Origin of the sequence: Hydrogenophaga sp. UC242_53 (assembly GCF_042696965.1) — a bacterium.
In the GTDB taxonomy this organism is placed as follows: Bacteria; Pseudomonadota; Gammaproteobacteria; order Burkholderiales; family Burkholderiaceae_C; genus Hydrogenophaga.
Map to the genome: position 1 here is coordinate 33,365 of NZ_CP170552.1, position 22,462 is coordinate 55,826.

15 protein-coding genes and 2 pseudogenes are annotated in these 22,462 nt (G+C 70.8%); 15 read left to right on the forward strand and 2 right to left on the reverse strand.

The window, feature by feature from the left end; genetic code table 11:
• Positions 1-5 precede the first annotated feature (5 nt).
• The 9 genes and pseudogenes from ACFJI0_RS00180 (at position 6) to ACFJI0_RS00220 (ending at position 7,452) form a co-directional block, all read left to right on the forward strand.
• Positions 6-798, forward strand: a pseudogene (locus ACFJI0_RS00180) (enoyl-CoA hydratase/isomerase family protein).
• A gap of 16 nt (positions 799-814) precedes the next feature.
• Positions 815-1,435: a DUF4126 domain-containing protein gene (locus ACFJI0_RS00185; RefSeq protein ID WP_382323008.1), complete on the forward strand. Its 621-nt coding sequence runs from the start codon at positions 815-817 to the stop codon at positions 1,433-1,435.
• Positions 1,436-1,443: 8 nt separating this feature from the next.
• Positions 1,444-3,462 carry an acetyl/propionyl/methylcrotonyl-CoA carboxylase subunit alpha gene (locus ACFJI0_RS00190; protein WP_382323009.1) on the forward strand — a complete coding sequence of 673 codons (2,019 nt, stop codon included), beginning with the start codon at positions 1,444-1,446 and terminating at the stop codon, positions 3,460-3,462.
• Between the two features lie 35 nt (positions 3,463-3,497).
• Positions 3,498-4,418, forward strand: coding sequence for a 2-hydroxyacid dehydrogenase (locus ACFJI0_RS00195; RefSeq protein WP_382323010.1), 921 nt, complete (start codon positions 3,498-3,500; stop codon positions 4,416-4,418).
• A gap of 18 nt (positions 4,419-4,436) precedes the next feature.
• Positions 4,437-5,345 carry a hydroxymethylglutaryl-CoA lyase gene (locus ACFJI0_RS00200; RefSeq protein WP_382323011.1) on the forward strand — a complete coding sequence of 303 codons (909 nt, stop codon included), beginning with the start codon at positions 4,437-4,439 and terminating at the stop codon, positions 5,343-5,345.
• An 11-nt stretch (positions 5,346-5,356) separates the two neighbouring features.
• On the forward strand, positions 5,357-5,998 hold the full coding sequence (locus ACFJI0_RS00205; RefSeq protein WP_382323012.1) for a LysE family transporter: 642 nt from the start codon (positions 5,357-5,359) through the stop codon (positions 5,996-5,998).
• 12 nt (positions 5,999-6,010) lie between these two features.
• Positions 6,011-6,520, forward strand: coding sequence for a YbaK/EbsC family protein (locus tag ACFJI0_RS00210; RefSeq protein WP_382323013.1), 510 nt, complete (start codon positions 6,011-6,013; stop codon positions 6,518-6,520).
• A 4-nt stretch (positions 6,521-6,524) separates the two neighbouring features.
• The gene (locus tag ACFJI0_RS00215) at positions 6,525-6,752 is read left to right on the forward strand and encodes a DUF1289 domain-containing protein (RefSeq protein WP_382323014.1); all 228 of its coding nucleotides are present in this window, start codon (positions 6,525-6,527) and stop codon (positions 6,750-6,752) included.
• Positions 6,753-6,774: 22 nt separating this feature from the next.
• Positions 6,775-7,452, forward strand: coding sequence for a 2-hydroxychromene-2-carboxylate isomerase (locus ACFJI0_RS00220; RefSeq protein WP_382323015.1), 678 nt, complete (start codon positions 6,775-6,777; stop codon positions 7,450-7,452).
• Between the two features lie 77 nt (positions 7,453-7,529).
• Here the strand turns inward: ACFJI0_RS00220 and ACFJI0_RS00225 are convergent, their stop codons facing one another.
• Positions 7,530-8,600 carry a substrate-binding domain-containing protein gene (locus tag ACFJI0_RS00225; protein ID WP_382323016.1) on the reverse strand — a complete coding sequence of 357 codons (1,071 nt, stop codon included), beginning with the start codon at positions 8,598-8,600 and terminating at the stop codon, positions 7,530-7,532.
• 68 nt (positions 8,601-8,668) lie between these two features.
• On the opposite strand from ACFJI0_RS00225, the gene ACFJI0_RS00230 reads away from it, so the two are divergent.
• From ACFJI0_RS00230 to ACFJI0_RS00245, 4 genes and pseudogenes are all read left to right on the forward strand, one after another.
• The gene (locus ACFJI0_RS00230; RefSeq protein WP_382323017.1) at positions 8,669-10,435 is read left to right on the forward strand and encodes an NADH-ubiquinone oxidoreductase-F iron-sulfur binding region domain-containing protein; all 1,767 of its coding nucleotides are present in this window, start codon (positions 8,669-8,671) and stop codon (positions 10,433-10,435) included.
• Positions 10,432-13,279 (forward strand): annotated as a pseudogene (locus tag ACFJI0_RS00235) (molybdopterin-dependent oxidoreductase). Before ACFJI0_RS00230 ends, ACFJI0_RS00235 begins: the two are co-directional and overlap by 4 nt.
• A 75-nt stretch (positions 13,280-13,354) precedes the next feature.
• Positions 13,355-13,813, forward strand: a complete 459-nt coding sequence (locus ACFJI0_RS00240; protein ID WP_382323018.1) for a universal stress protein — start codon at positions 13,355-13,357, stop codon at positions 13,811-13,813.
• A gap of 142 nt (positions 13,814-13,955) precedes the next feature.
• On the forward strand, positions 13,956-14,921 hold the full coding sequence (locus ACFJI0_RS00245; protein WP_382323019.1) for a Bug family tripartite tricarboxylate transporter substrate binding protein: 966 nt from the start codon (positions 13,956-13,958) through the stop codon (positions 14,919-14,921).
• 69 nt (positions 14,922-14,990) lie between these two features.
• Here ACFJI0_RS00245 and ACFJI0_RS00250 read toward each other — a convergent pair whose 3' ends face one another.
• Positions 14,991-16,124 carry an ABC transporter substrate-binding protein gene (locus tag ACFJI0_RS00250; RefSeq protein ID WP_382323020.1) on the reverse strand — a complete coding sequence of 378 codons (1,134 nt, stop codon included), beginning with the start codon at positions 16,122-16,124 and terminating at the stop codon, positions 14,991-14,993.
• 130 nt (positions 16,125-16,254) lie between these two features.
• Here ACFJI0_RS00250 and uvrA point away from each other — a divergent pair, with 130 nt between their 5' ends.
• On the forward strand, positions 16,255-22,134 hold the full coding sequence (gene uvrA / locus ACFJI0_RS00255; RefSeq protein WP_382323021.1) for an excinuclease ABC subunit UvrA: 5,880 nt from the start codon (positions 16,255-16,257) through the stop codon (positions 22,132-22,134).
• The gene (locus ACFJI0_RS00260) at positions 22,134-22,460 is read left to right on the forward strand and encodes a hypothetical protein (protein WP_382323022.1); all 327 of its coding nucleotides are present in this window, start codon (positions 22,134-22,136) and stop codon (positions 22,458-22,460) included. The genes uvrA and ACFJI0_RS00260 overlap by 1 nt, the downstream gene beginning before the upstream one ends.
• Positions 22,461-22,462 lie beyond the last annotated feature (2 nt).

Consider the following 22,462-nt stretch of genomic DNA (forward strand, 5'->3'; position numbering starts at 1 on the left):
TGAACATGAGCAACGTGATCGATGTGACCCGCCCCACGCCGCACGTGGCGAAGGTGTGGCTCAACCGCCCCGACGTGCGCAACGCCTTCAACGACGACGTGATCGCCGCGCTCACCGCGACCTTCACCGAACTGGCCCAGGACGAGTCCCTGCGCGTGGTCGTGCTCGGCGCGCACGGCAAGGCCTTCTGCGCCGGGGCCGATCTGAACTGGATGAAGACCATGGCCGGCTACAGCTGGGACCAGAACCGCGCCGACGCGCAGCAGCTGGCCGATATGCTGTGGACGCTGGACCAGTGCCCGGTGCCGGTGGTCGGCCGCATCCAGGGCGACTGTTACGCCGGCGGCATGGGGCTGGCGGCGATCTGCGACGTGCTGGTGGCGGTGGAGGGCGCGACCTTCTGTCTGTCCGAAGCCCGCCTGGGCCTGCTGCCCGCCACCATCAGCCCCTACGTGGCGCGCGCCCTGGGCGTGCAGGCCTCGCGCCGCTACATGGTGACGGCCGAACGCTTCAGCGCGGTGCGCGCGCACGCGCTGGGCATGGTGCACGAACTGCGCAACGCCCGAGACGCTGGACGCGAAGGTGGACGAGCTCGTCGCCACGCTGGTGGCGAACGGCCCCAAGGCCGCGCGCGAGTGCAAGCGCCTGGTGCGCGACGTGGGCGGCCAGCCCATCACCGAAGCCCTGCGCAGCGAGACGGCGCGCCGCATCGCCGATGTGCGCGCCAGCGACGAAGGCCGCGAAGGCCTGCAGTCCTTCCTGCAGAAGCGCCCGCCCGGCTGGCTGCCGGCGGCCTGACCCGAGGAGGCACCCCATGGCCGACTGGTTCCACACCCTGGGCACGCCCGAGCTGCTCGCGCTCGCGGGCGCGCTCGGCTGGGCCAGCGGTTTTCGCCTGTACGCCGTGGTGTTCATCGTCGGCCTGGCCGGCGCCATGGGCTGGATGGAGCTGCCCACCGGCCTGCAGGCGCTGCAGCACCCGGTGCTGCTGGGCACGGCCGGCTTCATGCTCTTCGTCGAGTTCTTCGCCGACAAGATCCCGGTGGTCGATTCGTTGTGGGACATGGTCAACAGCGTGGTGCGCATTCCGGCCGGCGCGGCGCTCGCGGCCGGCGTGTTCGGCGCCGACGGCGGCACCGTGGCGCTGGCCGCCGCGCTGCTCGGCGGCTCGCTCGCCGCCACCAGCCAGGCCGCCAAGACCACCACGCGCGCGGCCATCAACAGCTCGCCCGAGCCGTTCTCCAACCTCGGCATGAGCCTGGTCGAGGACGGCCTGGTGGTCGGCGCAGTCTGGCTTGCCACCAGCCACCCACTGGTCTTCGTCGTGTTGCTCGCGATCACCGTCGTGCTGATGTGGATCGCCACCTGGATGCTCTTCAAGTTCCTGCGCGCGGTGTTCCGCCGCGTGCACTCCTTCTTCACCGCCACCGCCTAGGAAGTCCCATGTTCCACAAGATCCTGATTGCCAACCGGGGCGAGATCGCCTGCCGCGTCGCCGCCACCGCGCGCCGCCTGGGCGTGAAGACCGTCGCCGTCTACTCGGACGCCGATGCGCGCGCCAAGCACGTGGCCGCCTGCGACGAGTCGGTGCACATCGGCGGCTCGGCGCCCAAGGAAAGCTACCTGCAGTGGGAGCGCATCATCGCGGCCGCCCAGGCCACGGGCGCGCAGGCCATCCACCCGGGCTACGGCTTCCTGAGCGAGAACGAAGCCTTCGCCAACGCCTGCGTGAAGGCCGGCCTGGTCTTCATCGGCCCGCCGTCGTCGGCGATCGAGGCCATGGGCCTGAAGGCGGAGTCCAAGCGCCTGATGGAAAAGGCCGGCGTGCCGCTGGTGCCGGGCTACCACGGCGCCGACCAGGACCCGGCCCTGCTGCAGCGCGAAGCCGACCGCATCGGCTACCCCGCGCTCATCAAGGCCAGCGCGGGTGGCGGCGGCAAGGGCATGCGCGTGGTCGAGAAGAGCGAGGACTTCGCCGCCGCGCTCGCCAGCTGCCAGCGCGAGGCGCGCAACAGCTTCGGCAGCGACGCGGTGCTGATCGAAAAATACGTGCAGCGCCCGCGCCACATCGAGATCCAGGTGTTCGGCGACACGCAGGGCGACTGCGTCTACCTGTTCGAGCGCGACTGCTCGGTGCAGCGCCGCCACCAGAAGGTGCTGGAAGAAGCGCCGGCGCCCGGCATGACGCCCGAGCTGCGTGCCCAGATGGGCGCGGCCGCGGTGGCGGCGGCCAAGGCGGTGAACTACGTGGGCGCGGGCACGGTGGAGTTCATCGTCGAACAGCCCGAGGGCTACGCCCATCCCGAGGCCATGCGCTTTTACTTCATGGAGATGAACACCCGCCTGCAGGTGGAGCACCCGGTGACCGAGGCCATCACCGGCCTGGACCTGGTGGAATGGCAGCTGCGCGTGGCCGGCGGCGAGCCCCTGCCGCTGAAGCAGGAAGACCTGCGCATCCACGGCCACGCGATCGAGGCGCGCATCTGCGCCGAAACGCCGGACAACAACTTCCTGCCCGCCACCGGCACGCTCACCGTCTACCGCAAGCCAGCCTGCACCAGCTTCGAGCGTGGCACGGTGCGGGTGGACGACGGCGTGCGCGAAGGCGACACCATCAGCCCGTTCTACGACTCCATGGTCGCCAAACTGATCGTGCATGGCGCCACGCGCGAAGAGGCCCTGTCGCGGCTGGACGCCGCGCTGGCCGAGACGCGCATCGTCGGCCTTTCGACCAACGTGCAGTTCCTGCGCCACGTGGTCACCAGCCGCGCGTTCGCCCAAGCCGAGCTGGACACCGCGCTGATCCCGCGCGAGGCCGCCGCGCTGTTCCACCAGGACAAGGTCGGCCTGCCGCTGGCCGTGGCCGCCGCCGTGGCGCAGACCCTGGTGGCCGAGCGCGCGGACGAAGGCGCCGACCCGTTCTCGCGCCGCGACGGCTGGCGCCCACACGGCATCACCGTGCGCCGCTTCGATTTCGAGTACCAGGGCGAAGCCCTGCTGGCCCACCTGAGCTACCTGCACGACGGCGCGCTGCAGCTCGCTGTGGGCGAGGTGAACGCCGTGCTGGACTTCGTGGCGCTGCCGGCCGACACCGGCACCCGCATGGACCTGCGCTTCAACGGCCAGCGCCAGACGGTGCAGACCTGGCAGGTGGACGAGAACGTGCATGTGTTCTGCGCCCTGGGCGCGACCCAGATCGTGGAGATCGATGCCCTGGCCCACGCGGGCGAAGCCGCCGCCGAAGGCGGGCGCCTCACCGCGCCCATGCCGGGCAAGGTGGTGTCGTTCGCGGTCAAGGCCGGCGACACGGTGACCAAGGGCCAGGCGCTGGCCGTGATGGAGGCGATGAAGATGGAGCACACCATCGCCGCGCCGGCCGACGGCACCGTGGCCGAGCTGCTCTACGCGCCCGGCGACCAGGTCAACGAGGGCGCCGAACTGCTCAAGCTCTCGGTGGGCTGACAGCGCCGCCGCGCGAGGCCGCGTAAGCTCGCCGCATGAACATCACTTTCTGCTGCGTCAACACCCGGGTCGGCCCCTGGCTGGCCGATCTGCGCCTGGCCCTGCCGCAGGCCAACGTCACCGAATGGCAACCCGGCGCGCCCCAGGCCGATCACGCCGTGGTCTGGGCGCCGCCGCAACAATTCATGGACGAACAGCCCGGCCTCAAGGGCCTGTTCAACATCGGCGCGGGCGTGGACGCGCTGCTCAAGCTCAAGCTGCCGCCCGCCGCCAAGGTGGTGCGGCTCGACGATGCCGGCATGTCGGTGCAGATGGCCGAGTACGTGTGCCACGCCGTGATCCGCCACTTCCGCGAGTTCGACGCCTACGAAGCCGACGTGGCGCAGGGCCGCTGGTCGTACCGCAAGCCTCGCCTGCGGGCCGATTTCCCCGTCGGCGTGATGGGTCTGGGGGTGTTGGGCGAGCGCGTGGCCCTGGCCCTGCGCCAGTTCGATTTCCCGGTGCACGGCTGGAGCCGCTCGCCCAAGGTCATCGACGGCGTGATCGGCCACGCGGGCCACGCGGCCTTCGACAGCTTCCTGGCGTCGTGCCGGGTGCTGGTCAACCTGCTGCCGCTCACGCCCGACACGCGCGACATCCTCAACCGCGAGACGCTCTCGCGCCTGCGGCCCGAGGCCTATGTCATCAACGTCGCGCGCGGCGACCACCTGGTGGAAGACGACCTGCTCGCACTGCTGGAGAGCGGCCACCTGGCCGGCGCCACGCTCGATGTGTTCCGCACCGAACCGCTGCCCGCCCAGCATGGTTTCTGGAAACACCCGAAAATCACGGTCACGCCCCACACCTCGGCGCGCACGCTGCGCGAAGAAAGCATCGCCCAGATTGCCGGCAAGATCCTCGCGTTCGAACGCGGGGACCCGATCGCCGGCGTGGTCGATCCGGTGCGCGGGTACTGACCCCCTCGAAAGACCCCCATGAAACTGCCCTCCCGCGTCCAGCTCATCGACGTCGGCCCCCGCGACGGGCTGCAGAACGAGAAGCAGCCGGTGCCTGCGGCCGTCAAGGTCGAGCTGGTGCACCGCCTGCAGGCCGCCGGGCTGAAAGAGATCGAGGTCACCAGCTACGTGAGCCCCAAGTGGGTGCCGCAGATGGCCGACAACCACGAGGTCATGGGCGGCATCCGGCGCCAGGGCGGCGTCCGCTACTCGGTGCTCACGCCCAACCTCAAGGGCTACGAGGCTGCCGTGGCCGACAAGCCGGACGAGATCGTCGTGTTCGGCGCGGCCAGCGAGGCCTTCAGCCAGAAGAACATCAACTGCTCGATCGCCGAGAGCATCGAGCGCTTCGCGCCCGTGGTCGAGGCCGCGCGCGCGGCCGGCATCGCCGTGCGCGGCGCCATGAGCTGCACCGTGGGCTGTCCCTACGAAGGCGAGATTGCGCCCGAGCGCGTGGCCTACCTGGCCGGGCTCATGAAGGGCATCGGCGTGCAGCGCGTGGACGTGGCCGACACCATCGGCGTGGGCACGCCACGCAAGGTGCAGGCCGCGCTGGAGGCCACACTCAAGCACTACGGCATCGACGACGTCTCGGGCCACTTCCACGACACCTACGGCCAGGCGCTGTCCAACACCCTGGCCGCGCTGGAGATGGGGGTCTGGAACTTCCAGTCCTCCGTGTCCGGCCTGGGCGGCTGCCCCTACGCCAAGGGCGCCACCGGCAACGTGGCGACCGAAGACGTGGTCTACCTGCTGCACGGCATGGGCATCGCCACCGGCATCGACCTCGACGCGCTGGTGGATGCCGGCGTCTACATCAGCGAACAGCTCGGCCGGCCCACCGGCTCGCGCGTGGCCCGCGCATTGCTCGCCAAGCGCGCGGGCTGAAGGAAAGCAATATGGAGCTGCAAGTCTGGATGGCGTATTTCGTGGCCTCGTGGGCCATCGCGCTCTCGCCCGGTTCGGGCGCGGTGCTGTCGATGACGCACGGCCTGGTCTATGGCGTGAAGAAAACCAGCACGACCATCGCGGGCCTGCAACTGGGGCTGGCGGTGATCCTGCTGGTGGCCGGTGTGGGCGTCGGCGCCTTGCTGCTGGCCTCGGCCACCGCCTTCACCGTGGTGAAGTTCGCTGGCGCGGGCTACTTGATCTGGCTCGGTTTCAACCAGTGGCGCGCCCGCGTGGGCGTGGTGCCCGAGGCGGACGAGGCGGCACCGGCCCAGGTGGCCGTGCCCTCGGCGCGCGAGCGCTTCGTCATGGGTTTCTTCACCAACGTGACCAACCCCAAGGGCATCGTGTTCATGGTGGCCGTGCTGCCGCAGTTCATCGACCCCACGCGCGGTCTTTGGCTGCAGTTGCTGATCCTGCTGGCCACCACGGTGGTGGTCGATCTGATCGTGATGCACGGCTACGCCTTCCTGGCCTCGCGCGCCCAGCGCTGGCTGGCCACGGCCCGCGCCCGGCGCGCGCAGAACCGCGTGTTCGGCGGCGTGCTCATGGCCATGGGCGCGAGCCTGTTGCTCGTCAAACGCGCCGCCTGAAGGACCGCAACCATGTGTGGAGCCGAATTGCAGGCCTTGCCTGAGACCGTGCAGCGCGTGGCGCGCGTGCTGCAGGACGCGGGCCATGCCCACGGCCCGGTGATGCTCGACGGCGCCGCGCGCACGGCGCAGCAGGCGGCCGACGCCCTCGGCGTGGCCCTGGGCCAGATCGCCAAGAGCATCATCTTCCGCCGCAAGAGCGACGACGCGGCCGTGTTGGTCATCACCTCGGGCGACCTGCGGGTGGACGAGAAGAAGGTGCAGGCCCTGGTCTGCGCCGATGGCGGCAAGCTCGGCCGGGCCGACGCCGACTTCGTCAAGGCGCGCACCGGGTTTTCCATCGGCGGTGTCTCGCCGCTGGCGCACGCGGTGGCGCCCGTCACGCTGATCGACGCGCAGCTCTCGCGCTTCGACGAGATCTGGGCCGCGGCCGGCCACCCGCACGCCGTGTTCCGCCTCAGCCCCGTGGAACTCCAGTCGCTGACCGGCGCGCCGGTGCACGACGTCACCGTGGTGGCCTGACCCCATGAGCCTGGAGACCCCCACGATCACCCTGCAGGCCGCCCGCCGCCGCGCCGGTTTGCGCCCGGGCGTGCCTTCGCCGTGCATCTCGGTGTGCGAAATGGACGAGGCCCGCAGCCGCTGCAAGGGGTGCTTCCGCACGCTGGAAGAAATCGGTTTCTGGAGCCGTGCCAGCGATGCGGACAAGTTGGTGATCTGGCAGCAGATCGAAGCCCGGCAGCTGGCGCCTTGAAGCCTTCGCACACGAGATCTTCATGACCGACATCCGCTTCTTCTACGACCCGATCTCGCCTTACGCCCATCTGGCGTTCGAGCGCCTGCCCGAAGCCCTGATGGGCCACAGCGTGCAGGTGCGCTACCGGCCCGTGCTGTTCGCCGCGTTGCTCAAGGCGCACGGCCAGCTGGGCCCGGCCGAGGTCCCGGCCAAGCGCGACTGGACCTACCGCCACGTGAGCTGGCTCGGGCACCACCACGGCGTGGCGCTCGACATGCCGGCCGCGCACCCGTTCAACCCGCTGCCCCTGCTGCGCCTGGGCCTGGCCTGCGCGACGGACGATGCGCCGGGCGAGACCAACCGCTACGTCACCGAGCTGCTGTTCCGCCATGTCTGGCGCGGTGGGCTCGACGCCGCCGACCCGGCGCGGCTGGCCGCGTTGCAGGCCCTGCTGCAGGACCACATGGCGCAGCGCGGCAAGCCGTGGAACGCGCCCGACAGCGAGGTGGTCAAGCAGCGCCTGCGCGCCAACACCGACGAGGCGCTCGCGCTCGGCCTGTTCGGTGTGCCGGCGATGGTGGTGGACGGCCGCGTGTTCTGGGGACAGGACGCCCTGCCCATGCTGCGCGCCTACCTGGACGGCGACAGCTGGTTCGAGACCCAGTGGGGCGCGGCGGCGCAGCGGCCCGAAGGCGTGCGCCGGTCTCAGACGGGCTAGCCGCCGGGCCGCTCCCAAGGCAGGCCCAGCCCCCTTTGGGGGGCAGCGACCCGCGCAGCGACGGAGCGTGGGGGCTCTTAAGTTTGAAAAGTAGCGGCCACGCCCATCACCTCGCCGGTGTGGGCGGCTTCATACCCTTTGAGCGCGGCCACGCGCGCGCGGAACGCCGGTGAGCGCAGCACCGTGAGCACCGGGCGCAGCTCGGCGCGGTCCAGCGCGTCGGCCGGCAGCGCGAAGAAGTAGCGCTCCTTCAGCAACGGAATGAAATGCAGGCCGAAGCGGTGCGCGGCGGTCTGCACGCCGATGCCCACGTCGGCCATGCCGCTGGCCACGTAGGCGGCCACGGCGGCGTGGGTAAGCTCGGTGTTGTCGTAACCCGCCACCGCCTGCGGCGCGATGCCTTCGCGCTTGAGCAGCAGGTCGGTCAACACCCGCGTGCCCGAGCCCTCGGGCCGGTTGACGAAGCGCAGCCCGGGCCGCGCGAGGTCGGCCAGCCCGCGCAGGCCCAGCGGGTTGCCCGCCGCCACGAACAGCCCCTGCGTGCGCACCGCCAACTGCACCAGCAGGTGCTGGTCGGGCTTGAGCCAGGTCAGGTAGCGCCGGGCGGCGGCGGCCTCGAACTCGCCCAGCGGCACGTGAAAGCCCGCCAGCTCGCAGTCGCCCTGCGCGAGCGCGGCCACGGCCTCCAGGCTGCTGCGGTAGCGCAGCTCCACCGGCACCTGGCGCGCCGCCAGCTGCTCGCGCAAGGCGGCCACCGCGAAGCCGTGGCTGGCGTGCAGGCGCGGCACGGCGCGCTGGCGGCGCTGCACGCGCCCGAGCTCGCCTTCGAGTTCCGAGGCCAGCGACTCCAGCAAGGGCTGCAGGCGCGCACCGATGCGCGCATCGGCCCAGATGAGTTTTTCACCCAGCGGCGTGAGCGCCGAGCCGCGCCCGCGCCCGCGCACCAGCAGCGGCTGGCCGAACAGCTGCTCGGCCTGTTGCAGCAGGCCCCAGGCGTGGCGGTACGACAGGCCCAGCTCGCGCCCGGCCTGCGAGATGCTGCCCGAACCCTGCACGGCCGCGAGCAGGCCGAGCAAGGTGTTGGCGTCGAGCGCGGGGCCGTCTTCCTGGGCGATGCGCCATTGGGGTTGGAGGGTGATGCGCAGCATGGGGGGAAGCCCGACTTTATGAACTGTCAAACATATTAAAACAACCCATACGGTGCTACGCTGAAAAAATGACCAGAACGACGGCCCACGAGACCCCCGAGCGCCCCACCAGCCCCGTGATTCCCATCCGCCCGATCGAGGCGATGGGGCGCGGCAAGGCGCGCCACACGCCCAAGGGGCGGCAGACCTCACCCGAAGCACGCGAGCGCGTGGCCGCGCTGTGCGATGGCCTGGCGCCGCGCGCCGACCTGCTGATCGAACACCTGCACCGCCTGCAGGATGCCGAGGGCGCGCTGCGCCACGGCCACCTGGCCGCGCTGGCCGAGCGCCTGCGGCTGAGCCAGGTCGAGGTGTTCGAGGTCGCGAGCTTCTACCACCACTTCGAGATCGTGGACGACGCCGCGCCCGTGCCACGGACCGTGGTGCGCGTGTGCACCAGCCTCTCGTGCGCCATGGCCGGCGGTGAGGAACTGCTGGCCGATCTGCAGACCGCGCTGGCGGGCGATGACACGGTGCGCGCGCAGGCCGCGCCCTGCATCGGCCAGTGCCACGTGGCGCCGGCCGCCTGCGTGGGCCAGCGCCAGCTGCCGCAGGCCAGCGTGGCTGGCGTGCAAGAGCTGTTGGCCAGCGGCGAGACCGGGCCGCGCCAGCTGCCCGAGCCAGCCGCCGCTGAATTCAAACAGCTGCGAAGCCTGCTCGCGGGTGCGCTCAGCGCCGAACAGGTCCTGACCGAATTGAAAGCCTCCAACCTGCGTGGCCTGGGCGGCGCGGGCTTTCCGTCCTGGCGCAAGTGGGAGACGGTGCGCGCCCAGCCCGGCCCGCGCCACATGGTGGTCAACATCGACGAAGGCGAGGTCGGTACCTTCAAGGACTGGCAGGTGCTCAGCAGCGCCGAGGCCGGCGCGCCGCAGATGCTCGAAGGCCTGCTGATCGCCGCCGAGGTGGTGGGCATCTCGCACGCCTGGATCTACCTGCGCGACGAATACCACGACGTGCGCGAACTGCTCACGCGCGAACTCGCGCGGCTCGACGCCACCCTGCGCTCGCTGATCGAACAGCACCCCGGCTACACGCCCCCGCGCATCGAGCTGCGGCGCGGCGCGGGCGCCTACATCTGCGGCGAAGAGTCGGCGCTGATCGAATCGGTGGAAGGCAAGCGCGGCCTGCCGCGGCTCAAGCCGCCCATCGTGGCGATGCACGGCGTGTTCGGCCGGCCCACGCTGGCGCACAACCCCGAAACGCTGTGGTGGCTGCCGCTGATCCTGGCCAAGGGCGGTGCCTGGCTGGCCGGCGAGGGCCTGCGCGGGCGCACCGGCCTGCGGCGCTTCTCGGTCTCGGGCCGCGTCAACAAGCCGGGCGTGCACCTGGCGCCCGCCGGCATCACCTTGCGCGAGCTCGTCAACGAACACGCGGGCGGCATGGCCGAAGGCCACACGCTCTACGCCTACCTGCCGGGCGGGGCCTCGGGCGGCATCCTGCCGGCCTCGCTGGCCGACGTGCCGCTGGACTTCGACACCCTGGTTGACCACGGCAGCTTCATCGGCTCCATGGCCGTGGTGGTGATGAGCCAGCACGACACGGCGCGCGGCGCCGCGCTCAACCTCATGCAGTTCTTCGAGCACGAGTCCTGCGGCCAGTGCACACCCTGCCGCGCCGGCACCACGAAGGCGGTGCAGCTCATGCAGGCGCCGGTGTGGAACGCGCCGCTGCTCGGTGAGCTCTCGCAGGTGATGCGCGACGCCAGCATCTGCGGCCTGGGTCAGGCCGCGCCCAACCCGGTGGATAGCGTGCTGCGCTTCTTTGCCCATGAAGTGAACGCCGGAGGTGCGGCATGAAGACCGACGACCTGCCCCTGGACGCGACGCCGATCGCCTTCACCCTCAACGGCCGCGCGCTGGAAGCCGCGCCCGGCGAGAGCATCCTGAAAGCCGCGCAGCGCGCGGGCGTGGAGATTCCGCACCTGTGCCACAAGGACGGCCTGCGCAGCCCCGGCAACTGCCGCGCCTGCGTGGTCGACATCGAAGGCGAGCGCGTGCTCGCGCCCTCGTGCTGCCGCGCGCCCAGCGCCGGCATGGTGGTGCACAGCGACAACGCCCGCGCCAGCGCCGCGCAGAAGACGGTGCTGGAGCTGCTGCTGTCCGACGCGCCCGACACCGCCGCGCTCAAGTTCGACAGCGAGCTGGCGCACTGGGCCGAGGTGGCTGGCGCCTTGCCCGGGCGTTTCTCCCGCGCGCGCCGCCGCCGCGCACGACCTGAGCCACCCGGCGATGGCGGTCAACCTGGACGCCTGCATCCAGTGCACGCGCTGCATCCGCGCCTGCCGCGAGACCCAGGGCAACGACGTGCTGGGCCTGGCCTTCCGGGGCGGCCACGCGCAGATCGTGTTCGACCAGAACGACCCCATGGGCGCCAGCACCTGCGTGGCCTGCGGCGAGTGCGTGCAGGCCTGTCCCACGGGCGCCATCGCGCCGGCCAATGGCGCCTTCGCCAAACCCTCGCAGCAGCAGGTCGACTCGGTCTGCCCCTTCTGCGGCGTCGGTTGCCAGCTCACCTACCACGTCAACGACGACAAGATCGAACACGTCGAAGGCATCGCCGGGCCGGCCAACGAAGGCCGCCTGTGCGTCAAGGGCCGCTTCGGCTTCGACTACGCGCACAGCCCCGAGCGCCTCACGCGCCCGCTGATCCGCCGCGCCGGCGTGCCCAAGGACCCGCACGGCGAGCTGCGCCGCCTCACGCCCGAGCAGGTGCGCGAGCGCTTCCGCGAAGCCAGCTGGGACGAGGCGCTGGACGCCGCCGCCGAAGGTTTCCGCCAGGCCCTGGCCGCGACACCGGCGCGCGGGCGCCAGGGCCCGGTGGCCGGCTTCGGTTCGGCCAAGGGCACGAACGAAGAGGCCTACCTGTTCCAGAAGCTGATCCGCACCGCGTTCGACACGCACAACGTGGACCACTGCACCCGCCTGTGCCACGCTTCCAGCGTGGCCGCGCTGATGGAAGGCCTGGGCTCGGCGGTGGTCACCAACCCGCTGCGCGACGTGCAGTTCGCCGACTTCGTGCTGCTGATCGGCGCCAACCCGGCGCAGAACCACCCCGTGGGCGCGACCTGGATCAAGAACGCGGTGAAGAAAAACGGCCTGAAGCTGGTGCTGGCCGACCCGCGCCGCACCGAGCTCGCGCGCCACAGCTGGAAGCACCTGGGCTTCAAGTCCGGCACCGACGTGGCCCTGCTCAACGCGCTGCTGCACACCATCGTGTTCGAAGGCCTCACCGACCCGGCCTACATCGAAGCCCACACGCTGGACTTCGCGCAGCTCAAGGCCCACCTGGTGGACTTCTCGCCCGAGGCGATGGCGCCGGTCTGCGGCATCGACGCGGCCACGCTGCGCGAGGTCGCGCGCGCCTACGCCACGGCGAAGAACGCCATGATCCTCTGGGGCATGGGCATCAGCCAGCACACGCACGGCACCGACAACGCGCGCTGCCTGATCGCGCTCGCGCTGGTCACCGGCCAGATCGGTCGGCCCGGCACCGGCCTGCACCCGTTGCGCGGCCAGAACAACGTGCAAGGCGCGAGCGACGCCGGGCTCATCCCCATGGTGCTGCCCGACTACCAGCGCGTGGCCGACGGCCCGGCGCGCGAGAAGGCCGAGCGCCTGTGGCACCTCGCGCCCGGCACGCTGCGCAGCGAACCCGGCCTCACGGTGGTGGAGATCGTCGACGCGGCCCACCGCAAGGAGATCCGCGCCATGCTGATCCAGGGCGAGAACCCGGCCATGAGCGACCCCGACGCGGCCCACGCGCGCGAGGCGCTCGCGGGGCTGGACCACCTGGTGGTGCAGGACATCTTCCTCACCGAGACCGCCAGCCTGGCCGACGTGGTGCTGCCCGCCACCGCCTGGCCCGAGAAAACCGGCAGCGTGACCAACACCGACCGCTGCGTGCAGCTCGGCCGCAAGGCCGTGCCCGCGCCGGGCGACGCGCGCGCCGACGCCTGGATCACCGAACAGCTCGCGCGCCGCCTCGGCTTGGGCTGGACCTACGGCGTCGCCGCCGACGGCAGCGGGACGGACGACGCCGCGCAGGGCATCGGCGCGGTGTTCGAGGAAATGCGCGCCCTCATGCCCAGCATCGCCGGCCTGTCGTGGTCGCGCCTGCGCCGCGAGGGCGCGGTCACCTACCCGGTGGCGGACGACGCCGACCCCGGCCAGCCGGTGGTGTTCACCGACGGCTTCCCCACGCCCAGCGGCCGCGCCTCGCTGGTGGGGGCGGTGCTCACGCCGCCGGCCGAGCAGCCCGACGCCGAATTCCCCATGGTGCTCATCACCGGCCGCCAGCTCGAACACTGGCACACCGGCAGCATGACGCGGCGCAGCGGCGTGCTCGACGCGCTCGAACCCAGCCCCGTGGTGAGCCTGCACCCCGAGACCGCCCGGCGGCTCGGGCTGTGGGCAGGCGCGCAAGCGCAGGTGCGCTCCCGGCGCGGCGAGGTGGCCCTGCCGGTGCGGATCGACGACGGCATGCCACGCGAGACCGCCTTCATTCCTTTCGCCTACGCCGAGGCCGCGGCCAACCTGCTCACCAACCCCGCCCTGGACCCGGTGGGCAAGATCGCGGAATTGAAGTACTGTGCGGTGGACGTGCGGCCCGTCGTGGCCGCGCGAGATCCGGCCCGGCATTGACCTGCCTCAACGCGGCAGATTGACGGGGCTCCTACGATGAACCCTCCGCCCGACGGGTGGGGCGGTTCACATCTCATGCAAGGAGAGCCACCATGTTCAAGAAAATTCTCGTGCCCACCGACGGTTCCACGCTGGCCGCGCAGGCCACCACGGTCGCGTTGGGGCTGCGCCAAGAGCCTGAACGCGCAGATCATCGGCGTCAACGTGATCGACCCGTTTCCGTACATCGGCATCGGCGACGCCTCGGCCGTGGGCCTGCAGGCCTACCTGACCGAAGCCAAGAGCGCGGCCGGCCAGGCGCTGGACGCGGTGCGCCAGGCCTGCGAGGCCCAGGGCGTGGTGTTCGCGGCGGGTGACACCATCGAACGCAACGTGGTCTACGAAGGCATCATCGAAACGGCCGAGGCCGAAGGCTGCGACCTGATCGTGATGGGCTCGCACGGCCGCCAGGGCGTGAAGGCGCTGATCCTGGGCAGCGTGGCGCAGAAGGTGCTGACGCACGCCAAGGTGCCGGTGCTGATCGTCAAGGGCTGAGGGCCGACCGTTCGGCGCCTGCCCATCGGGGTGAACCCTTGGATGGGGCCCCTGCCTGACCCGCTGACAGCGAGTTGACAGCGGGGCTTCCTAGCATCTCTTCCACAGATGGCGCGCCGTGCCGCGCCACACCGGAGGAGACATGCGGCGCAATCAATTCCTCATGGCACTGGGTGGCTGGGCGGCGGCGTCTTGCCTGCCCGCGCGCGCCAGCGGCGCGGACCGCCTGTCCGTGCTGATCCCCGCGAGCGCGGGGGGCGGCTGGGACGCCACCGGCCGCGCGCTCGGTGCGGCGATGGTCGCGACCGGGCGCTACCGCGAGGCCGCCTACGACAACCAGGGCGGCGCCGCGGGCACCCTGGGCCTGGCCGCCTTCGTCCAGGAGGCGCGGGGTCAGCCGAATGCCCTGCTCATCATGGGCGCGGTCATGATCGGTGGCCTGGTGTCGTCGAAGACCCCGCTGCGCCAGCTGCAGCAGTGCACGCCGATCGCGCGCCTCACCAGCGAGTACAGCGCCTTCGCCGTGGCCGCCGGCTCCCCGATCCGGTCGCTGGGCGCCGTCGCCGAGCGGCTGCGCCAGGCCCCCGGCAGCGTGCGCTTCGGGGGCGGTTCGAAGGCCTCGACCGAGCACATCGCCGTCTCGATGTTCGCGCGCAGCCTGCGCGTGCCGCCGCGGGAGATCCGCTACCTGCCCCATGGCGGCGGCGCGGACGCGGTGGCCGCCCTGCTCAAGGGCGAGATCGATGTGGTGGGCGGTGGCTACGGGGAACTGGCCCAGGGCATCGCCCGAGGCCAGCTGCGCTTGCTCGGTGTGACCGCGCAACGACGCCTGCCCGGCTTGCCGGACGTGCCCACGCTCAAGGAGCAGGGCTACGACGTCACCATCGGCAACTGGCGCGGCGTTTACGGCGCGCCCGGCATCAGCGACGCTCAGCGCGCCGCGCTCACGCAGGCGGTGGCCGAGGCCGTGAAGTCGCCGGCCTGGCGGCAGCCCGCCGAGCGCCATGGCTGGACGCCCGCGTTCACCACGGGCCGGGACTTCGAGGCCTTCGTCGAATTCGAGTACGCCGCCACGACGGCGATCCTGTTCCTGTCGGGCATGTTGTAGCCCGGCGCGCAAGGGGCCCTTTGTGGGGTGTTGACGCGGCGCCGCCCGGTGCCGCGTCTTTTTTTTGGGTCAGCGGCGGAATTTGCCGCTGGCGTCCACGATGGACAGGTCGGCGAAATCCAGCCCGGTGTGGTTGCTCGGGCTGTAATGCACGGTCAGGCCACCCAGGTCGTAGCTCTTCAGGTTCTCCAGCGCGTCGCGCAGGGCCACGGGCGTGGGATTCGGGCCGGCGCGGCGCAGGCCTTCGGTCAGCACCTTGGCGGCGGCGTAGCCTTCCATCATGGCGGGCGACACACCCGCCAGGCCCTTGGCCTTGGCGAATTCCTGCGCTTCCTTGATCAGGCCATAGGCCACCGAGCGCTCGTTGGGGAACACCTGCGTCACGATCACGCCGCGCGCGTGTTCGCCCAGCAGCTTGATGAAGCCGTCCGAGGCGTTGTTCGAGAGCGTGACCACCTGCGCGCGCGAACCGGCGGTGCGCACCGCCTTGACCGCGTTGGCGGTGTTGCCGGCCGAGCCGATCACCATCACCGCCTGCGCGTTGCTCTCGTTGACCCGCTTGGACAGCTCGGTGAAGTCGGGCTTGTCGCGCGGGAACTTTTCATGCAGCACCGGCTTGAGCTTGGCCTTGTCGAAGCCCTTGAGCGCCCCGGCCGCCGAATCGGCGCCGAAGGAATCGTCGGTCTCCAGCACCGCGATGCGCGTGATGCCGATGCTCGCCAGGTGTTCGATGGCCTTGGCGGCCTCGCGCTGGTAGGTGGCGCGCACGTTGAACACCCAGGGGTTGACCGGCTGGTGCAGCGCCATGGCGCCGGTGCTCGGCCCGACCAGCGGCACCTTGAGCTCGGCCAGCATGGGCAGCAGGGCCTGCGAATGCGGCGTGCCGCGGTTCAGGAACAGGGCCAGCACCCGCTGTTTCGTGACCAGTTCGCGCGCCACCTCCACCGTGACCTTGGGGTCGAACTTGTCGTCCACCGTGATCAGCTCGATCTTCTGGCCGTTGACACCGCCGCGCGCGTTGATGGTGTCGAAGTACAGCTGGGCCCCCTCGTGGTTCTCCTTCACCCCGGCCGCCACCGAGCCGCTGAAGCCCGAGGGCATGCCCACGCGCAGCTGGGCCCAGGCGGGGGCCGCGAACACCAGCAGCCCGGCCAGCCCCCAGGCGGTCCAGACCGGGCTTGAAAACAAGCGAATCCGTTTCATATAGGCGTCTCCTTGGGTGAGCCGAGTCTATGCAGCCCGCGGGCGCGGGAAATTGTGGATATGACCTACCGCACCGATGTTTTGTCACACCCCTCCGTAGAATCTTTGCGTCCCCCTCTGGAGCCCATGCATGTCCGATGCCTTTCTGCCCGCCGATCCACCCGTGGGCGCGATTTCAACCGTGTCCGAGGCCGAAGGGCGCGACCACCCGACGGAAGGCGGCTCCGGGCTGATCCGCATCCGGGGCGCGCGCCAGCACAACCTCAAGAACCTCGACCTCGACATCCGCACGGGTGAGCTCACCGTGGTCACCGGGCCCAGCGGCTCGGGCAAGTCCAGCCTCGTGTTCGACACCCTGTTCGCCGAAGGCCAGCGCCGCTACGTCGAGACCTTCAGCGCCTACGCGCGCCAGTTCCTGGACCGCATGGACAAACCGGCCGTCGACCGGGTCGACGGTGTGCCGCCAGCGATCGCGATCGACCAGACCAACCCGGTGCGCTCCTCGCGCTCCACCGTGGGCACCATGACGGAGCTCAACGACCACCTCAAGCTGCTGTTCGCGCGCGGCGCCGACCTGTTCGACCGCGAGACGGCGCTGCCGGTGCGGCACGACTCGCCCGAATCGATCTATGCCGAGCTCAAGGCGCGCGCGGCGCGCCAGGGCGATCCGCGCCTGGTGCTGACCTTCCCGGTGGAGTTGCCGGCCAGCACCACGCCCGAGGAAGTGGAGCAGTGGCTCTCGGCCAGCGGTTACACCCGCGTGCAGGCCGAGCGGGTGGTGCAGCGCGAGGTGGCGCCGGTGGAGGCCAAGACCCCCGCCAAGGGCAAGGCCAAGGCGGTGGCCAGCGAATCGGTCAAGGTGCTCGACGTGGTGGCCGACCGCTTCCGCATCGGCACGGTCGAGCCGGCGCGCGCGATGGAGGCGATCGAAGCCGGGCTCAAGCGCGGCAGCGGCAAGCTGATGGTCTATGTGCTGGCCGAAGAAGGCGAGCCCGAGATCTGGCGCTTCAGCACCGGTCTGCACTGCCCGGAAAGCGACATCCGCTATAGCGAACCCACGCCCTCGATGTTCTCGTTCAACTCGGCGGTGGGCGCCTGCGAGGCCTGCCGGGGCTTCGGGCGCGTGATCGGGGTGGACTACGGCCTGGTCATCCCCAACGACAAGCTCACGCTGCGCGCCGGCGCGGTCAAGGTGTTCCAGACACCCGCGTGGAAGGAATGCCAGGACGACATGATGCGGCACGCCGAGTCCGCCGGCATCCCGCGCGACACACCCTGGGCCAAGCTCACGCCCGAGCAGCAGCACTGGGTGAAGGCCGGTTCGCCCTTGTGGAACGGCAAGTGGAACCAGCAGTGGTACGGCGTCGACCGCTTCTTCGAGTACCTGGAGAGCAAGGCCTACAAGATGCACATCCGGGTGCTGCTGTCCAAGTACCGCAGCTACACCGAGTGCCCGAGCTGCCACGGCGCGCGCCTCAAGACCGACAGCCTGCTCTGGCGCATCGGCAGCAAGGCCCAGGCCGACGCGGTGCTGCCCGCGCAGAAGCGCTACCTGCCTCAGGGCGTGAAGTGGAGCCGCGCGCAGCTCGAAGCCATGCCCGGTCTGTGCCTGCACGACCTGATGCTGATGCCGCTGGACAAGCTGCGCGGCTTCTTCGCCGCGCTCGACGCCACGCTGGCGCCCGTGGGCAGCGACACGGCCGCCGCCGGCCAGGCCCAGGCCTTGCGCCTGCTGTTCGAGGAAATCAACACCCGCATCCGCTACCTGTGCGAGGTCGGCATCGGCTACCTCACGCTGGACCGCCAGAGCCGCACGCTCAGTGGCGGCGAGGTGCAGCGCATCAACCTCACCACCGCGCTGGGCACCTCGCTGGTGAACACCCTGTTCGTGCTCGACGAACCCAGCATCGGCCTGCACCCGCGCGACATGGCGCGCATCAACGACGCCATGCTGCGCCTGCGCGACGCGGGCAACACGCTGGTGGTGGTGGAGCACGACCCGGCCGTGATGCTCGCGGCCGACCGCCTGATCGACATGGGCCCGGGCCCGGGCGAGCGCGGCGGGCAGATCGTGTTCGACGGCACGCCCGAAGCGATCCGCTCGGCCGACACCCTCACCGGCGCCTACCTCGGTTCGCGCAAGACCATCGGCATGGGCTTCAAGCGCATGGTCACCGACAGCACGCCGCGCCTCATCCTCGAAGGCGCGCGCGAACACAACCTCAAGGACGTGTCGGTCGAGTTCCCGCTGCAACGCCTGGTGGTGGTCACCGGCGTGTCCGGCTCGGGCAAGTCCAGCCTGATCCAGGACGTGCTGGCGCCCGCGCTGCTGCGCCACTTCGGCAAGTCCACCGAGAGCCCGGGCGCGCACGACCGCCTGCTCGGGGCCGACCACCTGAGCGAGGTCGTGTTCGTCGACCAGTCGCCCATCGGCAAGACGGCGCGCTCCAACCCGGTGAGCTACGTGGGCGCGTGGGACGCGATCCGCGCGCTGTTCGCCGAGGCGCCGTTGTCGCGCCAGCGCAGCTACACGCCGGCCAAGTTCAGCTTCAACAGCGGCGACGGGCGTTGCCCCACCTGCGGCGGCTCGGGCTTCGAGCACGTGGAGATGCAGTTCCTGAGCGACGTGTACCTGCGCTGCCCGGACTGCGACGGCAAACGCTACCGGCCCGAAATCCTGGAGGTGAAGATCCAGCGCGGAGGCCGTTCGCTCAACGTGGCCGACGTGCTGGACCTCACCGTGAGCGAGGCCGCCGCGCTGTTCGCGGGCGACCGCGAGGTGATCCGCGTGCTGCAGCCCATCGTGGACGTGGGCCTGGAGTACGTGAAGCTGGGCCAGCCCGTGCCCACGCTCTCGGGCGGCGAGGCGCAGCGCCTCAAGCTCGCGGGCTTCCTGGCCGAGGCTTCGAAGAACAGCAGCGCGAGCCGCCAGGCGGTGGCGCGCAAGGGCACGCTGTTCCTGTTCGACGAGCCCACCACCGGCCTGCACTTCGACGACATCGCCAAGCTCATGCGCAGCCTGCGCAAGCTGCTCGACGCCGGCCACTCGCTGGTGGTGATCGAGCACAACCTGGACGTGATCCGCTCGGCCGACTGGCTGATCGACCTGGGCCCCGAGGGCGGCGATGCGGGCGGCCTGATCGTGGCCGAGGGCCCGCCCGAGGCCGTGCGCGAACACGCCAGCAGCCACACCGCGAAGGCTTTGCGCGAGTACGCGCTGGCGATGGGCGAGGTGCACGAAGTGCGCGAAGGCCGGGCCAAGGGCCTGCAGCCGGCGCGCGCGCGCAACGAGGGGCCACACGCCCACGCCATCCGCATCGTCAACGCCAAGGAGCACAACCTCAAGAACCTGAGCGTGGACATTCCGCGCGGCAAGTTCAACGTCATCTCCGGCGTGAGCGGCTCGGGCAAGTCCACGCTGGCTTTCGACATCCTGTTCAACGAAGGCCAGAGGCGTTACCTGGAGAGCCTCAACGCCTATGCGCGCAGCATCGTGCAGCCCGCGGGCCGGCCCGAGGTGGACGCGGTCTATGGCATCCCGCCCACGGTGGCGATCGAACAGCGCCTCTCGCGCGGTGGCCGCAAGTCCACCGTGGGCACCACCACCGAGGTCTGGCATTTCCTGCGCTTGCTGTACGTGAAGCTGGGCACGCAGCACTGCATGTACGACGGCGCGGTCGTGATGCCGCAAAGCCCCGACAGCATCGTCGCCGCCATCCTGGCGCGCTACAAGGGCCGGCACATCGGCCTGCTCGCGCCGCTGGTGGTCAACCGCAAGGGCGTGTACACCGAGCTGGCCGACTGGGCGCGCCCGCGTCGCCACACCCACCTGCGGGTGGACGGCGAGTTCCTGCCCACCACCGGCTTCCCGCGCATCGACCGCTTCAAGGAGCACACCATCGAACTGCCGGTGGCCGACTTCGTGGTCAGCGCCGACGACGAGACCGCGCTGCGCCAGCAGCTCACCAAGGCGCTGGAGATCGGCAAGGGCCAGGTGCACGTGCTCTCGCCGCTGGACGGCCTGGCCCAGGCGCTGGCCGAAGGCCGGTCCACGCGCGAGCTCGGCAAGCTGGAGGTGTTTTCCACCACGCGCGCCTGCCCGGAGTGCGCCACCAGCTACCCCGAACTCGACCCGCGCCTCTTCTCGTACAACAGCAAACATGGCTGGTGCCCCGACTGCGTGGGCACCGGCGTGAAGCTCTCGCGCGACCAGCTCAAGGCGCTGGACGATTCGGTGCGCGACGACAAGGAAAAAGGCCGCGAGCAGAGTTTTGCCGAACCCGAGGTGGATGGCGTGACGGACGAGGTCTGCCCGTTCTGCTCGGGCAAGCGCCTGAACCTGCAGGCCCGCTCGGTGCGTTTCGCCGGCGTGGGCATTGCCGACGTGGCCCGCCTTTCGGTGCGCGAGGTGCGCGCCTGGGTGCAAGGGTTGATGCAAGACCTGGCGCTCAGCGCGCGCGAGGCCGACATCGCGCGCGACCTGCTGCCCGAGATCGAAAGCCGGCTGGCCTTCCTCGAAGAGGTGGGCCTGAACTACCTCACGCTGGACCGCGGCGCGCCCACGCTCAGCGGCGGCGAGGCGCAGCGCATCCGCCTGGCGGCGCAGCTGGGCAGCAACCTGCAGGGCGTGTGTTACGTGCTCGACGAGCCCACCATCGGCCTGCACGCGCGCGACAACGCCATCCTGCTCAACGCGCTGCACAAGCTCGGCGACCAGGGCAACACCCTGGTGGTGGTGGAGCACGACGAGGACACCATCCGCCGCGCCGACCACATCATCGACATCGGCCCGAGCGCGGGCAAGCGCGGCGGGCGCGTGGTGGCCCAGGGGTCGGTGGACGACCTCTCGGCCAACGCCGACTCGGTGACCGGGCGCTACCTGCTGCACGCGATGAAGCACCCGCTGCAGGCGCGCCGTGGCGTGCTGCCGGCGCTGGACGACAGCGCGCCCTGGCTGCGCGTGCGCGGCGCGAAGCTGCACAACCTGAACGAGCTCGACGCCGCGGTGCCGCTGCAGCGCCTGGTGGTCATCACCGGCGTGTCGGGCTCGGGCAAGTCCACGCTCGCGCGCGACGTGCTGCTGACCAACGTGGCCGCCGCCGTGAGCCAGCGCAGCACCAAGGCCGGGCGCGACGCCATGGACAAGGGCAAGCACCCCGCCTGGAGCGGCTGCGCCAGCGTGAGTGGTTTCGAGACCGTGGACCGCGTGCTCGAAGTCGATCAGACGCCGATCGGCAAGACGCCGCGCAGCTGCCCAGCCACCTACATCGGCTTCTGGGACACGGTGCGCAAGCTGTTCGCCGACACGCTGGAGGCCAAGGCGCGCGGCTACGGCCCCGGCCGCTTCAGCTTCAACACCGGCGAAGGCCGCTGCCCGGGCTGCGAAGGGCAGGGCATGCGCACCATCGAGATGAGCTTCCTGCCCGACGTGAAGGTGCCCTGCGAGGTCTGCCACGGCGCGCGCTTCAACCCCGAGACGCTGGCCGTGACCTGGAAGGGCAAGAGCATCGGCGACGTGTTGCAGATGGAGGTGGACGAGGCGGTGGACTTCTTCGCCAGCATGCCCAACATCAGCCACCCGCTGCAGCTGCTCAAGGACGTGGGCCTGGGCTACCTCACGCTGGGCCAGCCCAGCCCGACGCTCAGCGGCGGCGAGGCGCAGCGCATCAAGCTGGTGACCGAACTCAGCAAGGTGCGCGACGACGTCACGCGCCGGGGCCAGAAGCCACCGCACACGCTCTACGTGCTCGACGAGCCCACGGTGGGCCTGCACATGGCCGACGTGGAGAAGCTGATTCGCGTGCTGCACCGCCTGGTGGACGGCGGCCACAGCGTGGTGGTGATCGAGCACGACCTGGACGTGATGGCCGAGGCCGACTGGATCATCGACCTGGGCCCCGAGGGTGGCAACGGCGGGGGCCGCATCGTGGCCGCCGCGCCACCCGACGAGGTGGTGCGCCTGGACACGCACACCGGGCGTGTGCTGGGGCCGGTGCTGGCCAGGACGTGATGCCCGAGGGCCAGGTCATCCACATCCACGCCGAGGCGCCGGCCAAGCCGGTTCTGGGCGCGCCGTGCAACGGCTGCGGGGTGTGTTGCCTGGCCGAGCCTTGTCCTTTGGGGCGGGTGATTTCGCGCAAGCGCGTGGGCGCGTGCGACGCGCTGCGCTGGGACGGCGCCTTGTCGGTCTACCGCTGTGGCGCCATCACCGACGCGCGGGGCGTGCTGGGCCCGCGCTGGCGCTGGGCGGCGCCGGTGTTCCAGCGGCTGGCGCGGCGCTGGATCGCGGCCGGCGTGGGGTGCGACGCGGCGTTGCAGGCCGAACGCGGCGGCTGAGC